At 63.9% G+C, this 15,489-nt stretch carries 11 protein-coding genes; 10 read left to right on the top strand and 1 reads right to left on the bottom strand.

Features of this window, described 5'->3' with window-relative positions; genetic code table 11:
• Positions 1–43: 43 nt before the first annotated feature.
• From KUV38_RS13850 to KUV38_RS13805, 10 genes are all read left to right on the top strand, one after another.
• On the top strand, positions 44–1,594 hold the full coding sequence (locus KUV38_RS13850) for an ABC transporter substrate-binding protein (protein ID WP_222470608.1): 1,551 nt from the start codon (positions 44–46) through the stop codon (positions 1,592–1,594).
• Positions 1,595–1,690: 96 nt separating this feature from the next.
• On the top strand, positions 1,691–2,659 hold the full coding sequence (locus KUV38_RS13845) for an ABC transporter permease (RefSeq protein ID WP_222470607.1): 969 nt from the start codon (positions 1,691–1,693) through the stop codon (positions 2,657–2,659).
• The gene (locus tag KUV38_RS13840) at positions 2,656–3,561 is read left to right on the top strand and encodes an ABC transporter permease (RefSeq protein WP_222470606.1); all 906 of its coding nucleotides are present in this window, start codon (positions 2,656–2,658) and stop codon (positions 3,559–3,561) included. Before KUV38_RS13845 ends, KUV38_RS13840 begins: the two co-directional genes overlap by 4 nt.
• The gene (locus tag KUV38_RS13835) at positions 3,558–5,279 is read left to right on the top strand and encodes an ABC transporter ATP-binding protein (protein ID WP_222470605.1); all 1,722 of its coding nucleotides are present in this window, start codon (positions 3,558–3,560) and stop codon (positions 5,277–5,279) included. Before KUV38_RS13840 ends, KUV38_RS13835 begins: the two co-directional genes overlap by 4 nt.
• Before the next feature lie 350 nt (positions 5,280–5,629).
• On the top strand, positions 5,630–6,046 hold the full coding sequence (locus tag KUV38_RS13830) for a roadblock/LC7 domain-containing protein (protein WP_222470604.1): 417 nt from the start codon (positions 5,630–5,632) through the stop codon (positions 6,044–6,046).
• Positions 6,047–6,159: 113 nt separating this feature from the next.
• A complete protein-coding gene (locus tag KUV38_RS13825) occupies positions 6,160–8,130 on the top strand; it encodes a dynamin family protein (protein ID WP_222470603.1) in 1,971 nt (656 codons plus the stop codon).
• Positions 8,127–9,242 carry a hypothetical protein gene (locus KUV38_RS13820; protein WP_222470602.1) on the top strand — a complete coding sequence of 372 codons (1,116 nt, stop codon included), beginning with the start codon at positions 8,127–8,129 and terminating at the stop codon, positions 9,240–9,242. Before KUV38_RS13825 ends, KUV38_RS13820 begins: the two co-directional genes overlap by 4 nt.
• A 2-nt stretch (positions 9,243–9,244) precedes the next feature.
• Positions 9,245–11,365, top strand: a complete 2,121-nt coding sequence (locus tag KUV38_RS13815; RefSeq protein ID WP_222470601.1) for a dynamin family protein — start codon at positions 9,245–9,247, stop codon at positions 11,363–11,365.
• A 30-nt stretch (positions 11,366–11,395) separates the two neighbouring features.
• The gene (locus tag KUV38_RS13810; protein ID WP_222470600.1) at positions 11,396–12,580 is read left to right on the top strand and encodes a hypothetical protein; all 1,185 of its coding nucleotides are present in this window, start codon (positions 11,396–11,398) and stop codon (positions 12,578–12,580) included.
• A 118-nt stretch (positions 12,581–12,698) separates the two neighbouring features.
• Complete coding sequence (locus KUV38_RS13805; protein WP_222470599.1) at positions 12,699–13,025, top strand: hypothetical protein; 327 nt, start codon at positions 12,699–12,701, stop codon at positions 13,023–13,025.
• Between the two features lie 30 nt (positions 13,026–13,055).
• On the opposite strand, the gene KUV38_RS13800 is transcribed toward KUV38_RS13805, so the two are convergent.
• Positions 13,056–15,398: a Tex family protein gene (locus KUV38_RS13800; RefSeq protein WP_222470598.1), complete on the bottom strand. Its 2,343-nt coding sequence runs from the start codon at positions 15,396–15,398 to the stop codon at positions 13,056–13,058.
• Positions 15,399–15,489: the final 91 nt, after the last annotated feature.

Raw genomic sequence — 15,489 nt, 5'->3', positions numbered from 1 at the left:
CGCGGGCGGCCCACACCCACCTTGCTGCATTGGAGGAGATCACATGCACCGTCTATCCACCGCCCTGGCCTTGGTACTGGCGCTTCCCGCCACCGCCGAAGAGTTCAACTTCGCCGTCACCACCGACCCGCAAACGATGGACCCGCACGCCGTCAACTCGACGCCGGTGCTTGGATTTCTGAACAACGTCTACGAAGGCCTAGTGCGACGCGGCAAGGACATGTCCATTGAGCCATCGCTCGCGGTGAGCTGGGAGCCGATCGGCGAGGGCGAAGGCTGGCGCTTCAAGCTGCGCGAGGGCGTGACCTTTCAGGACGGCGCGGCCTTCAACGCGGATGACGTGGTCTTTTCCTACGAGCGTGCTTCTTCCGAGCAGGCCGACACCTCGAGCTGGTTCGCACCGGTGAGCGAGGTGATCAAGGTCGATGACTACACCGTCGACATCATGACAACCGCACCCAACCCGATCTTCCCCGACTCCATCGCCAACTGGATGATGATGGATAGCGGCTGGGCCGAGGCCAACGGCGCAGAGCGCCCCGACAAGGAGCAGGGCAACTTCGCCACGCTCAACGCCAACGGCACCGGCCCGTTTCAGGTTGTATCGCGCCAGCCCGACCTCGAAACCGTGCTCGAGCCGCACGCCGGCTGGTGGGGCGAAGTCGAGCACAACCTGACCCGGGTCACGATGACCCCCATCCAGAACCCGGCAACAGCCTTGGCCGCGCTGCTTTCAGGCGATGTCGATTTCATCAACCCCGTGCCTATTCAGGATGTCGCCCGGCTTGAGGGCAACCCCGAGGTCCGCGTGATCCAAGGGATCGAAGCACGGGTGATCATGCTCGGCTTCGACCAGCAGGAAGGCGCCGCCGAGAGTGGGCAGGGCGCGGCAGACATGTTCCTCGACCCGCGCGCCCGTGAGGCCGTGGCTAAGGCGATCAATGTGCCCGCTATCCTCCAGACGATCATGCGCGGCAACGCCGAAGTGGCCAGCCAGATGGTCAGCCCGGCCATGCGCGGCTTCTCCGAAGCCAATGCAGCACCCTACGCCTACGATGCAGAGGCCGCCCGCAGCCTCGCCGAAGAGGCGGGCCTTGCCGGGCAGACCATCGCATTCAAATGCCCCAATGACCGTTACCTGAACGACGAGGCGGTGTGTCAGGCCGTCACCTCCATGCTGGCGCAGGCCGGAATGGAGGTGTCGCTCGATGCGATGCCGGTCTCCAACTACTGGCCCGAGTTGCGTGCCGACAACTTCGACATGTATCTGCTCGGCTGGTCGCCCGGCACCTTCGATGCTGAGCACCCGATCCGCTTTCTCGCCGCCACGCAAGACGACGAGGCCAAGCTGGGCAGCTGGAACTTTGGCGGCTACTCCAACGCGCGCGTCGACGAACTCCTGCCGATGATCCAGTCGGAGATCGACGATACAGCCCGTCAGGCCATGCTCGACGAAACCGCCAAGATCCTTCAGGACGAGGTTGCCTATGTGCCGCTCTACGTGCAGCCGCTGGTCTGGGGCGCCCGCTCTGGTGTGGAGCTGACACAGCGCCCCGACGATTTCTTCATCCTGCGCTGGGTCACGGTAAACTAGCGCCGCAAGCTCAACCGCTCCGGGGCCCGGCCAAGGGCCCCAGCCATCCGCCAGAGGTGGCTCCAGCCCCGGGGCGCGTTTCAAAGGGACAGATCAGTGCTCTCCTTCATCGTCAAACGCGTCGGGCAATCGGTTCTCGTGCTCCTGATCACGGGGCTCGTGGCCTTCTCCATGTTCACCTTCGTCGGCGACCCGATCGACAACATGCTCGGTCAGGAGCGCACCATCGAAGATGTCGAACGGCTGCGCGAACAGCTTGGCCTCGATAAGCCCTTCGTGGTGCAGTACTACCGTTTCCTCGAACAGGCGGTGCAGGGCAATTTCGGCGTCTCCTACCGGCAGGGCCGCCCGGTGGCCGAGATCCTGCTGGAGCGCGCGCCCGCCACGCTGGAGCTTGCTGCGGTGTCGGGCATCTTCGCCATCCTCATGGGTATCGCGCTGGGCGTTTTCACCGCTATCCGGCGCAATGGCTTCGCCGCAAACCTGATCATGTCGGCCTCGCTCATCGGGGTCTCATTGCCCACCTTTCTCATAGGTATCCTGCTGATCTACCTCTTCAGCGTCGAGTTGGGCTGGCTGCCCAGCTTCGGACGTGGCGACACGGTGGACCTTGGTGGCTGGACGACCGGCTTTCTCACCGCCTCCGGCCTCAAAGCGCTGATCCTGCCGTCGATCACTCTCGGCCTGTACCAGATGACCCTCATCATGCGGCTCGTCCGCTCAGAGATGCTGGAAGTGCTGCGGCAGGATTACATCCGCTTTGCCAAGGCCCGCGGGCTGAGCGACCGGGTCATCAACTTCCGCCACGCGTTGAAAAACACGATGGTGCCCGTCATCACCGTCATCGGCCTGCAACTGGGCTCCATCATCGCCTTCGCGATCATCACCGAGACCGTGTTCCAGTGGCCCGGGGTGGGCCTGCTCTTCATCAACGCAATCCAGTTCGTCGATATCCCCGTCATGGCCGCCTACCTCATGCTGATCTCCGTCATGTTCGTGGCCATCAACCTGCTGGTGGACATTCTCTATGCCTTCATCGACCCGCGCCTGAGGGTGGCCGCATGACCCGGTTTTTCGACAGCGACATCTTCTATGCGTTCCGCACCAGCCCCGTGGCCATCGTCTCGGCGCTGGTCACGGCGATCCTCGTGCTCTCGGCGGTCTTCGCCCCGCTCATCGCGCCCACCAACCCGTTCGATCCGGCCAGCCTGAACCTGATGAATGGCTTCACCCACCCGATGGAGCCCAACGCCTTCACCGGCGAAACCTTCCTGCTGGGGACCGACGATCAAGGCCGCGATGTGTTTTCCACCATCCTCTACGGCTTACGGATATCGCTCTTCGTCGGCGTCTCGGCGGTGCTCTTCGCGATGGTGCTGGGCATCTTCCTCGGTCTGCTCAGCGGCTACGTCGGCGGCTGGACGGAAACCATCATCATGCGCGCCGCCGATGTGCAGCTCACCTTCCCTTCGATCCTCGTGGCCATGCTGATCTTCGGCGTGGCCAAGGGGGTTACCCCGGTCGAATACCGCGACCAGATGGCGATCTGGGTTCTGATCCTCGCCATCGGTCTCTCCGACTGGGTGCAGTTCGCCCGCGTGGTGCGCGGTGCGACGCTGGTGGAAAAGTCCAAGGACTACGTCGCCGCCGCCCGCCTCATCGGGCGCTCGCCGCTGCGGATCATGCTGCGCCACATCCTGCCCAACGTGCTCTCTCCCGTGCTAGTGATCGCCACGATCTCGCTTGCGCTGGCCATCATCGCCGAGGCCACCCTCAGCTTCCTAGGCGTCGGCGCACCGGCCACCCAACCGTCGCTCGGCACGCTCATCCGCATCGGGCAGGGCTTCCTCTTCTCCGGCGAATGGTGGATTCTCTTCTTCCCCGCCTGCACCCTCCTTGCCCTCGCTCTGGCAGTGAATCTACTGGGCGACTGGCTGCGCGACGCGCTCAACCCGAGGCTCCGATGACAGATCCCGTCCTCTCCATCCGCAACCTCACGGTCGACATTCCAACCCGCCGCGGCCTCTTCAAGCCGGTCGAGGGCGTGTCCTACGATATCCGGCCCGGCGAAATTCGCGGCGTGGTGGGGGAGTCCGGCGCGGGTAAATCCATGACCGGCAACGCCGTGATCGGCCTGCTCGACCCGCCCGCGCGGATTGCAGAGGGCGAGATCTGGCTGAACGGCCGCCGGATCGACCAACTGAGCGCCGACGAAAAGCGCCGAATCCGCGGCAAGGAGATCGGCATGATCTTCCAGGATCCGCTGACCTCGCTGAACCCGCTCTTCACCGTGGGTGAACAACTGGTCGAGACGATCCAGCTCCACCTTGGCCTGAGCGTCAGCGAGGCCCGCAAGCGCGCCATCGCCCTGCTGGACCGCGTGCGCATCCCCAAGCCGGAGGAGCGCTTCAACCAATATCCGCACCAGTTCTCCGGCGGCATGCGGCAGCGGGTGGTGATCGCGCTCGCACTCTGCTCCGAGCCCTCCGTGATCGTCGCCGACGAGCCCACCACCGCGCTCGATGTGAGCGTGCAGGCGCAGGTGCTGGACCTGATCAAGGAACTGGCCGCGGAGCGGCAGGTGGGGGTGATCCTAATCACCCACGACATGGGGGTGATCGCCGACACCACCGATCAGGTGACGGTTATGTATTCCGGCAAGGTGGTGGAGCAGGGTGCCACCGCGCAGATCCTCGGCGCACCCACCCACGAATACACCAAGAGCCTCATCGCCGCCGTGCCCCGCCCGCAGGTCAAACTGCAGCGCTTCCCGCAGGTCAGCTACGGCGGGCGTGAGACCAGCTTCAAGATCGAGGATCTTGCCCGCAACTGGGACCGCTCTGCCACCTCGCAATCGGGCACCCTGCTGAAGGTGGAAGGGCTGACCAAGCGCTTCCTTTCCAAGGGCTCCGTGCTGCCCTCCCGGCGCGAGTATTTCACCGCCGTCGACAAGGTCAGCTTCGACATCAAGGATGGTGAAGTTTTCGGGCTGGTTGGGGAGTCCGGCTCGGGCAAATCCACCGTCGCCCGGATGATCGCCACGCTCTACCCGGTAGATGAGGGCACCATCACCTTCGACGGCGAGGAGATGACGGCGATGGACGCGGCAGGGCTTGCCCGCTACCGGCGGCAGATCCAGATGATCTTCCAGGATCCCTTCTCGTCGCTCAACCCGCGCATGTCGGTGGGTGATATCGTGGCGGAGCCGCTGCACCACCACAAGCTGCTGCCCCGTGCCGAGGTTGCACCGCGCGTCCGCGAGTTGCTCGACCGTGTCGGCCTTGCCGCCGACGCCCACCGCAAGTATCCGCACGAGTTCTCCGGCGGCCAGCGCCAGCGCATCTCGATCGCCCGCGCGCTTGCCACCCAGCCCCGCTTCCTGATTTGCGACGAGCCCACCTCGGCACTCGACGTGTCGATCCAGGCCCAGATCCTGAACATCCTGAAAGACCTTCAGGAGTATCTCGGCCTCACCATGCTGTTCATCTCGCACGACCTGCCGGTGGTGCGGCAGATGTGCGACCGGGTCGGGGTGATGCGGCAGGGGCAGCTGGTGGAGGTGCAGGAAACCGGCGCGCTCTTCGAGAGCCCGCAGTCCGACTACACCCGCGAACTGCTGGAGCTCATGCCCCGGTTGGAGCAACTCTCCGAAGATGAAATTGCGGGCCTGCGCGCCGAACCATAGCCACACGCGCCCGTCCTACGGCGTACGTTGTCGGGCTAGCCAAAAGCCATCTCCCATCGCTTTGAGCCAGCACCTGCGCCGTGCGCCGACTCTGCGGCGCCCTCTCGACCAAAGGTGACATCAGGGCAACCTGTGTCTTTGCGTGGCACAATGTGGCGGAATGTGGAAATCCGAAGGCAGAACTGTCAACAATTTCACTCTACAGTTGCGTGAAAAAGTCGGCATTCTCGGGTAGTACCAATTTTAATAGGTTTTAAGCTAATTTCGGCGCAATCGCGAGTTGCGCGGCGCTTAGCGCTTTAAAAACTTTATTAAATGAAAAATTACCACAATCTGGGCGAATATTTAACATGAGAACTCAGCAGGTTGTTGCCATTGCAGCCTACTACTGGAGTGAAACAATGGCCAATATCTCGACTGACATCTCTGAACTCGCGAACATCCAAGGCTTCATCGCCGCCTGCCTCGTGGACGGTGAATCCGGCCTGATGCTCGCCAACGAAACCAGCGCCCACAAATTCGACATCGAAGCCGCCGGCGCTGCGAATACCGAAGTGGTTCGCGCCAAGAACGAAGCCATGAAGGCTCTCGGCCTCGACGACCACATCGAAGACATCCTGATCTCGCTGGGCACCCAGCTGCACCTGATCCGCCCGCTGGCGTCGAACCCGATGGTCTTCGTCTACGTGGCCCTCGACCGCAAGAAGGCCAACCTCGGCCTGGCTCGCCTCGCTGTGAAGAACATCGAAGGCACGCTGAAGATCTGATGATCTGAGGTTCGCGCGCCGCCGAGCGGATCGGCGGCGCGCACCCCGGCCCAAGTATCCCGGACACAGTGGGGCCAATTTACGGGAGCACATTCAGGACGGTGAGGGTTACGATGTCCGTCAAAAGCGGAAAGTTCGATGGGTATCAGGAAGGTTTTCGGGAGCTGAACAGCTTCTGGGGCCGGATCGATGAAGTTGAAAACGCCATCAACGAGTATTCGGAAGTCGCCCTGTCCTTCGCGGAGGCGCCTCTCGAGGACGTCCTCGAAAAGATCAAGGCATTCGAGCCTTCGGTCAGCGTGATCGGCCAGATCAAGGCCGGCAAGAGCACGCTGATGAACGCCATCCTCGGCGAAACCAATCTTCTGCCGTCAGACGTCAATCCCTGGACGTCCGTCATCACCGCGCTTCACCTCAACAGCCGCCACCGCCCCTTGAACACGCGAGCCGTCTTCCGGTTCTTCGATCAGGGTGAGTGGGATCGCCTCGTTGCGACCGGCGGACGCCTGGGTGAAATGGCCAACCGGTCCGGCTTCGAGCGCGAGGCCGATGAGGTCAAGGCGCAGGTGGCCGAGATGCGTGAGACGACCGAGGCCCGCCTCGGCGACGAGTTCCACGAGCTGCTCGGCAGCAGCCACACCTATCCCGACCTCGATCACGACACGATCGACCGTTACATCTGCTACGGCGACCCCGACGATCTGGAAGACGGCGCGACCGAAGGTGTCTACGCCGACATCACCAAAACCGCCGATCTCTACATCGACCTGCCGCACCTGCCCAAGGGCCTGTGCCTGCGTGACACGCCCGGCGTGAACGACACTTTCATGATGCGCGAGCAGATCACGCTCAACGCCATCAGCGACAGCCGTGTCTGCGTGGTCGTGCTTTCGGCTCACCAAGCTCTCTCCACGATGGACCTCGCGCTGCTGCGGATCATCTGCAGCGTGGATGCCCGCGAAGTGCTGATCTTCGTCAACCGGATCGACGAGCTCGAAGACCCGGAGGCCGAACAGGCCAACATCCGGGCATCCATCCAGAAAACCCTCACCCGCCTCGGCGTCGGCAACAGCATCGATATCCTCTTCGGCTCCGGCTACTGGGCAAACTTCGCCATCTCGAACCAGGACACCATGCTCGAGGCCAGCAAAGCCTCGCTGGCCCGGATCTTCGACGGCGACGACACCGACGACATCGAAACTCTGCGCCAGCGCGCGATGGAGGCTTCCGGCGTCCGCGAGTTGCTGAAGGCCATCGCCCAGCGGGTGATCGACGGCCCCGGCGAGGCCTTCCTGAAAGACATCAAGAACGAGCTCGATAACATCATCGAGATGAGCGAGACGGTGGAGTCGGTGGCCGACAGCGGCGGCGCCAACATCAACGTCTCCCCGGTCGAGCTGAAGGTGAAGCTGGCCGATCTCCGGGACAAGTGCCTCAATGGCTTCGATGAACGGGCCAAGGAGCTGACCGACAATCTGCGTGAGCGGCTCGGGCGGGCACAGGAAAACTTCGTGGAGTCTGCGCTTTCCGCGCTTCAGGCCCAGATCGACACCTTCGGCGAGGCCGGCACCTGGAACCACGATCCCACAAGCCTGCGGATGATGATGAAAACCGCCTTCCTTTCGTCCTGCGCAAAGCTACGCAGAGAGGGGGAGGGGGCGTTCGACGACATCCTCGACGGCATTCAGGAAATTCTCGAGAACGACATGTTCGTTTTCCGCGAAGGCAGCTCTATCGAATTCCCCGAGCAGGCCCAGCACAAGGCGCCCACGGTGCTGGCGAGAACACTCTCGCTGGACCTGCAAGGCAGCTGGTGGCGCAAGCACTGGCGGTTCGGGCGCAAGAACGCGGCGGTAAAGCGCTATCGCTCGGCCATCGTGGCCGAAACCGCACCGCTCATCGACGACCTCATCACGGGTTTCTTTGATCCGGCTGTCTCGGCCACCCGTGACATCGTCGAGCGGTTCGCCTTCGATCAAGGCGAGTTCTGCCAGGCCATCCTCGAGCACGCCGCCAAGGGCGTCACCAAAACCGAGCGCGAGGACGACGAGACAGCGAGCATTTTGCAGAGGTTGTCAGCATGAGCTACCGAAAGCGAAGAGCCGCCAAAGCGCGCCCCGCGTCCCCCGTTGTGGACGCCCCCGCGCCCGCCCCAGTCGCCGCGCCGCGCAAGCCGCGCGTCATCATCGCGGGCGAGTTCAGCGCGGGCAAAACACGCCTTATTACTGGGCTTCTGGGCGCCGATGTGCTCCCCTCCAATGTGACCGCCACCGCGCTCCCGCCGGTCTGGCTGGTGTCCGGGCATAACCGCATCGCTGCCGTCGACCTCGAGGGCAATGTGCGTGATCTCGACACGCTCAAGGACATCTCGGTCGAAGACACGCACTACTGCGTCGTCTCCCACCCGGCCGAGATCCTCAAGACCTTCGAGATCATCGACACCCCCGGAAGCTCCGATCCCGGCATTGCCGCCGAGAGCTGGGAGCGGATGATGGAGTTCGCCGATATGGCCGTGTGGTGCACCAACGCCACCCAGGCTTGGCGGCAGAGCGAAAAGTCTGTCTGGGACGAGCTGCCCGAGCATCTCGTCGGCCCGGCGCTTATGCTCGTCACGCACGCCGACCGCATGCCCGACGAGCGCACCGCCGAGCGGGTCATGCGCCGCGTGCGGCGCGAAGCCAAGAAATACTTCAGCCATTTCGAGATGGCCTCCCTCATCCGCCCCGATCAGGTGGAGCGCGTCTCAGGCACGCTGGGCGGCATCGTCTCGGAGCTGTCCGACCTTGCAGGCAGCAAGAACCCGGTTCTCGAAGAGCTGACACGCCGCTGGGAGAGCGAACCCGCCCCCGCCGCGCCGCAACTGCCTGAGGCCCCCAAGGTCATGCCCAAGCGCTTCGAGCGCAGCGAAACGGCAATCGACCTGGCTGCGCCCGCCTTCGAGATGGGCGGCGAGATCCTGCAGCTGAACGTCGATACACCCACGCCCCGGACCGCAACGGAGGTTTCGGCCTTCCGCGCTGCCTGGAACGAGATGATCGAGGACGAAGATGCCTCTGATCCGGCAGCGATCCTGTCCTGCGTCGAGCGTTACATCTCGATGCTCGAAGAGAACGGAAGCACGTTCTCCGGCGACGATCCCTCGTCGCACTCAACAGCCTTCGAACGCGAAACCAAGTCACGAATGAACGGTAGGTAACAATGCAAATCGCACCCAAACTCAAGGCGGAGCTCGAGTTCCTTCATTCGTCGCTGGACAGCTTCGAAAAATGCGTCGACCGCAAAGGCCGTCAGAACGTCCGTGACCTGCGCGAAAAGCTAAATGGTTGGGCCGCCCGCGTCGCCGTGATCGGTCAGGTGAAGGCCGGCAAGTCCACCTTCATGAACGCCCTGCTTCAGCAGGATGATTTCCTGCCGTCCGACGTGAACCCCTGGACCTCGGTGGTTACGAACATCCGCGTCAACATCCCCGGCGATCCGGTGTCCGGTGCCAAGTTCGACTTTTTCGACGAGAAGGACTGGCAGGAGATCATCGACGGCGGCTCGCGCATTCGCAAACTGACCGAGCAGCTTCTGCCCGGCTTTGATACCGACCTGCTCAAGGTGCAGAGCGAGCAGATGAAACAGCGGGCTCAGCGGCGGCTGGGCCAGCACTATCACACCCTTCTTGGCACCTCGCACGAGTACGACTTCCTGACGCCCGACCTGCTCAAGCGCTATGTCTGCGCCGGCCCCGGCTCCGACGAAGGCCTTGAGCGTGACTCTCTCGGTCGCTACGCCGCCCTGACCAAGGTCGCCAACGCCTACATGCGCCTGCCCGAGTTCCAGGTGCCCACCATCGTGACCGACACCCCCGGTGTGAACGACCCGTTCCTTGTGCGCGACGAGTTCACCTGCCGCAGTCTCGACAAGTCCGATGTGTTCCTCGTGGCCCTCTCGGCCCACCAGCCGCTTACCGATGTCGACATCGCGCTCATCCGCATCCTCGCCAAGCAGGATGAGAAGGACGTGCTGATCTTCGTGAACCGGATCGACGAGCTGGACGATTACAACCTCGAAGTCCCCAAGGTGATGCAGGACGTCGAGCGTCGTCTGCGCAAGGCGATCCCGAACATGGATTTCCGCGTCGTCGCCGGCAGTGCCCACATGGCCAATGTCGCCATGCGCATGGATGACGAGGCCGCCGAGGCCCGCGATGCGCTCGATACCCCCGAGCTGATGGCCTACCTGCAGACCAAGTATGGCAAGGTCCCGATGGATCAGGCCGACCGTCTCCTGTTGGCCTCCGGCCTTGATGACGTGAAGCGCGCCCTCTCTGAAACCATCGACAACGGCGTTGGCCGCGGTCAGCTCGCCCAACTGCTGGGCGATATCCGCGCCGAGCTGAGCGCCGCGCAATTCGTCGCCAAGAAAGAGCGCGATACCGTCCACAGCCAGGTGGAAAGCGTGCAGGCCGATCTGGCCGAAGAGGCCGCGCAGGAACTGGCCGCCGATATCGACAAGCTGAATTCGGTGAACGACGCGCTCGAGGAGTACATCGAAAATGCCGATCGTCAGATCGAGCTGGTGATCTCCAAGTCCTGGTCCAAGCTCGAAAGCAAGCTTGTCGGGCAGATCGATACCTTCGTCGAAGGGCAACAGCAGGCGCTCGCCGACCGCGTGTTCCGCGACAAGGTCTCGGGCGGATCCGGCAAGGCGCTCGAAATCGACCTCGCGCCGCTTCAGGCAGCCATCGAGCAAGATGTGACCGCAGGCTTCCAGAAGTCCCGCGCGGGCACCGACGTTGCCCTGAGCAACTGCCTGCACGCCTGCCGTCAGAAGGTTCAGGAGAACTTCAAGGACGAGGCCGAGAACATCGCGCTCGACAGCCTTCCCTACGACGAGTTTTCCTCCACGCTTCTGCTCGCCAAGAAGTCCATGAACGTGGATCTCATCACCGACCGTGGCTGGAAGTTCTGGGCCAAGAAAACCGTCAACGTCGACAAGACGATGGAAGCCCTGCGCGCCATCGCCGCCGAAGAGTTGCGCCCGCCGGTCGAGAAGATCCTCGGCGCCTTCAACGAGGCGCAGGTCGAGCGTGCAACGGCTGGCATGTCGCGCGTGCGGGTGTTCCAGCGCATGATCGAGGTCACCCTCAACGAGCAGACCCACCAGCTGAAGCGTGACAAGATGGCGCTCGAGAAGCTGGCACGGGATCCTGCCGCACGGGCGGCCATGTCGAACTCGCTCCAGAGCAAGATCGAGGTGCTCCAGCATCGCCTGATCAACCTCGCGGCGCTCGACACCAGCCTCCAACGTCCCAAACTTTCCAGCGCCGCCTAACCCTGTTGCGGCCCCAACCAAGTAGTCCAAATGTCTGATCAAGTTGCGCCTTCCGACCGCCCTGTCATCCGTGTGGCCATCTGTGGCGAAGTCCGCGCCGGCAAGTCGGCGATGCTGAATGCCCTGCTTCGGGAGAACCTGCTCACCGACAACCTCGGCAACGATCTCCGGCCAACCGTCTTTGCCGAGTTCGATGAAGACACCGGCATCCAGTACATGGACGAAGACCTCAACGCGCATGACAGCCCGCCCGAGGTTGATGCCGAGGGCCAGCCGCGGATCGAGAGCATTCAGGTCAGGCATGCCATGCAGGATCTCGCCGCCTACGAGTTCGTCGAACTGCCCCTGAGCACCGCCGAAGAGCTGGACGACGGCCACAAGGCGCTGGTCCGCTCGGCCGATATCCTGATCTGGGTCACCATTGCCTCGCAGGCCTGGCGCCTGACCGAAAAGACCATCGTCGATGAGCTGGGCGATGCCCGCCCCAAGCGCTGCATCCTCGCCGTCTCCCGCGCCGACAAGTTCCGCCGCAAGGCGGATGCCGAAAAGGTCATGGGCCGGATGGAGCGTGAAACTGCAGACTACTTCGACAGCCGGGTTCTGGTCACCAATTCCCGCGCCCGGATCGAGCAGAGCGCCAAATCGGAGGCAGACTGGCAGAATACCGGTGCCGCCGAGATCCTGCGCCAGCTCGACCGCATGTCGGGCGAGATCTATGTCGAGATCGGAGAGCGCCGGAAGCGCCCGACAGCAGCCGAAGCTGCCCCCGAAGCGGAAGCTTCCGACGTGGCAGAGGAGCCCGAAGCCGCGATTGAAGTGCAGCCGGAGCCTCAGCCGGAGGCCCGCACCGACACCGGCCTCATCGCCGCTGTCGGCCCCCTCGTGGACACCTCTGGAGACGGCACGCTCATAGGCCTGTTCAACCCCTCCACGCCGGAGGACTGCATCGTGCTCAAAGGTGATGAAGCTGCCTGTCAGACCGTCGGAACGAGTTTCCGTGCCATCGCCGACAAATGGCTGACGACTTTCGGCGTCGAGGGCGAAGAGGCCCGCGAACTGGCCTTCGTTGTCCATTCCTCCTCGCAGAGCCTGCACTATCGCAGGGTGAACGAGAGCGCCTCGGTCTTCATGATGGCTCCCTGCTCCGAGCTGTCCCGGGGCACCGCCCAAGTGAAACACACCCAGATCTGCGCAGCGATCTCAGGCGCCGCCTGACTGTTGCGCCGGGCGAACCAATCTGTTCCCCGCCCCTAGCTTGACCGTCGTCCGAGGCGGCATATCATGGCATTATCGTGACAAAATCTTGTCCGCCATGAGGGGTATGCGCAGCGCCATGACGAAATGGGTGACCGAAAACGGTGAAGAGTGGGGCCCTTGGGTCCTGCACGACGGCAAGGGATGCCCGCTGAAAGCCGGCGTCATCGTGGACGTGGTTGCCCAAGACCGCTTCGGATACAACATGCGCACCGTGACCACCGTTCAGGGCGGCGCCTATTCCTCTTGGGATTGGGAATATTTCCCCGAGCTCAAGAAGGTCATCCGCTACCGCGAGAAAAAGCCCAAAGGCCTCCAGATGCTCGAATCCGAGGTCGACAAGCTGACAGAGCCCAAGGACAAGTTCCACACCCACCGCCCCAAGGCCCCCGCCGAGCCTGTCTGAGCTCGGCCGCCCCTGATCCGGGCTTTAGCCTTACTTGCGTTTCATCGCCGAGAGCAGGGCTTCACCCAGCGCGCCCTGAGAGGCAGGCTTGCCGCCACCGCCTTTGCCGCCGCCCTTGCCACCGGGTCCGCCCTTGCCGGGCCGATGCGTGCCGCCGCCTTTGCCAGGCCCTCTGCCCGCACCCTGCTTCTGCGGCTCGGCGGGCCGTTCGCCGCCCTCCTTGCGCATGGTCAGGCCAATCCGCTTGCGGGGGATATCCACCTCGGTCACCCGCACGCGCACCACGTCACCAGCCTTCACCACCTCATGCGGGTCTTTCACGAACCGGTCAGCCAACTGGCTCACATGCACTAGGCCGTCCTGATGCACGCCAATATCTACGAAAGCACCAAAGGCCGCCACGTTCGTCACCGTCCCTTCGAGCGACATGCCGGGTTTCAGGTCCTTGATGTCCTCCACCCCGTCGGCAAAGGCCGCCGTCTTGAACTCGGGGCGCGGGTCGCGGCCCGGCTTGGCCAGCTCGTCGAGAATGTCGCGCACCGTCGGCAGGCCGAAACTGTCATTCACGAAGTCCTCCGCGCGCACGCCCTTCAGCGCTTCCGGGCGGCCCATGATATCGCGGATATCGCGCCCGCAGGCGCCCACGATCCGGCGCGCCACGTCATAGGCCTCCGGGTGGACAGAGGAGGCATCGAGCGGCTCGTCGCCATTGCGGATGCGCAGGAAACCCGCGCATTGCTCAAACGCCCGCGGCCCGAGCCCCGCCACTTTCAGCAGGGCCGCGCGGGTGGCAAAGGCGCCATGCGTATCGCGATGGGCCACAACGGCTGCGGCCACCGAGGGGCTGAGGCCCGCGACATGGGCGAGCAGAGGGGCGGAGGCCATGTTGAGGTCCACGCCCACCGCGTTCACCGCATCTTCCACCACACCCTCCAGCGCCTGCGCAAGGCGCCGCTCGTCCACGTCATGCTGATACTGGCCCACGCCAATGCTCTCAGGCGGCACCTTGACCAGCTCCGCCAGCGGGTCTTGCAAGCGCCGGGCAATGCTGACCGCCCCGCGCAGGCTCACGTCGAGCTCGGGGAACTCCTTCGCCGCCAGTTCGGAGGCCGAGTACACACTCGCGCCCGCCTCCGAGACCACCACTTTCATCGGCTTGCGGCCTTCGACCAGCTTCAACGTGTCGGCCACCATGCGCTCGGTCTCGCGGCTCGCCGTGCCGTTGCCGATGGCGATCAACTCGATCCCGTGGCGCTTCACCGCCGCCGCGATCCACGCCTGTGCGCCGCGCAGATCCATCTTGGGCTGGAACGGGTAGAGCGTGGCCGTCTCCACCAGCTTTCCGGTGGCATCGACCACGGCGGCCTTCACGCCGGTGCGTATGCCCGGATCGAGCCCTAGCGTGGCTTTCGCACCCGCCGGTGCGGCGAGCAGCAGGTCACGCAGGTTGCGGGCAAAGACGGCAATGGCCTCCTCATGCGCTCGCCGCCGCAGGTCGCTCATCAGATCGATATACATCGAGAGTGAGAGCTTCACCTGCCACGCCCAATCCGCAGCCGCCCGCAGCCAGAGGTCGCCCAGCCCCTCGCCGGTAATGCCGATCTCGGAACAGATGATCCCCTTGGCGCGGTCCGGCCCGGTCTCAGGCTCCGGCGCGATGTTGATCGTAACGATCTCTTCCTTCGAGGCCCGCAGGATGGCGAGCGCCCGGTGCGAGGGGATCGTGGCCCAGGATTCGGCATGGTCGAAATAGTCGGAGAACTTGACGCCAGCTTCCTCCTTGCCCGGCACCACCCGCGCCGTCACCTGCGCTTCGGCCTGCATGAACGCCCGCAAGCGGCCCAGCAGCGTGGCGTTCTCTGCCAGTTCCTCGATCAGAATGTCGCGCGCACCCTCCAGTGCGGCTGCCGGGGTCTCGACAGCTTCGGTCACAAACCCCTCCGCCAGCATCTTGGGGTCAGCCCTCCGGTCATCGAGGATGCCCCGCAGCAGCGGCTCCAGCCCGTTCTCACGGGCGATCATCGCCTTGGTGCGCCGCTTGGGCTTGTAGGGAAGGTAGATGTCTTCGAGCGCGGCCTTGGTCTCGGCCTGGGCGATGTCGCGGGCCAGTGCGTCGGTCAGTTTGCCCTGACCGCTGATCGACTCGAGGATCGCCGCCCGCCGCTTTTCCATCTCGCGCAGGTAAACCAGCCGGTCCCCCAATGTACGCAACTGGGTGTCATCTAGCCCGCCTGTGGCCTCCTTCCGGTAGCGCGCGATGAAGGGCACGGTGGCGCCTTCGTCCAGCAACGCAACGGCGGCGGCCACCTGCCGCTCGCTGGCGGTGATCTCGGTCGCGATGGTGCGGGCGATGCGGTCGGCGGTCTGATCCAAGGGCGTTCTCCTGCTGCTCGGAGGCCCGGTCTATCCAAGCCACGCCCCGCCGCCAAGAGGCGAGATAGGGCTGGCGCGTGCCGGGGCGACG

The sequence above is a fragment of the Vannielia litorea genome, from assembly GCF_019801175.1.
In the GTDB taxonomy this organism is placed as follows: Bacteria; Pseudomonadota; Alphaproteobacteria; order Rhodobacterales; family Rhodobacteraceae; genus Vannielia; species Vannielia litorea_B.
Note: the sequence above shows the minus strand (reverse complement) of the source record. Positions and strands in the feature narration are given on the sequence as shown.

What these genes read in the sequence shown, in the direction of transcription:
- KUV38_RS13850 (WP_222470608.1), top strand. Translation starts at nt 44, where the DNA reads ATGCACCGTCTATCCACCGCCCTGGCCTTGGTACTGGCGCTTCCCGCC.
- KUV38_RS13840 (WP_222470606.1), top strand. Translation starts at nt 2,656, where the DNA reads ATGACCCGGTTTTTCGACAGCGACATCTTCTATGCGTTCCGCACCAGC.
- KUV38_RS13835 (WP_222470605.1), top strand. Translation starts at nt 3,558, where the DNA reads ATGACAGATCCCGTCCTCTCCATCCGCAACCTCACGGTCGACATTCCA.
- KUV38_RS13830 (WP_222470604.1), top strand. Translation starts at nt 5,630, where the DNA reads ATGAGAACTCAGCAGGTTGTTGCCATTGCAGCCTACTACTGGAGTGAA.
- KUV38_RS13825 (WP_222470603.1), top strand. Translation starts at nt 6,160, where the DNA reads ATGTCCGTCAAAAGCGGAAAGTTCGATGGGTATCAGGAAGGTTTTCGG.
- KUV38_RS13820 (WP_222470602.1), top strand. Translation starts at nt 8,127, where the DNA reads ATGAGCTACCGAAAGCGAAGAGCCGCCAAAGCGCGCCCCGCGTCCCCC.
- KUV38_RS13815 (WP_222470601.1), top strand. Translation starts at nt 9,245, where the DNA reads ATGCAAATCGCACCCAAACTCAAGGCGGAGCTCGAGTTCCTTCATTCG.
- KUV38_RS13810 (WP_222470600.1), top strand. Translation starts at nt 11,396, where the DNA reads ATGTCTGATCAAGTTGCGCCTTCCGACCGCCCTGTCATCCGTGTGGCC.
- KUV38_RS13805 (WP_222470599.1), top strand. Translation starts at nt 12,699, where the DNA reads ATGACGAAATGGGTGACCGAAAACGGTGAAGAGTGGGGCCCTTGGGTC.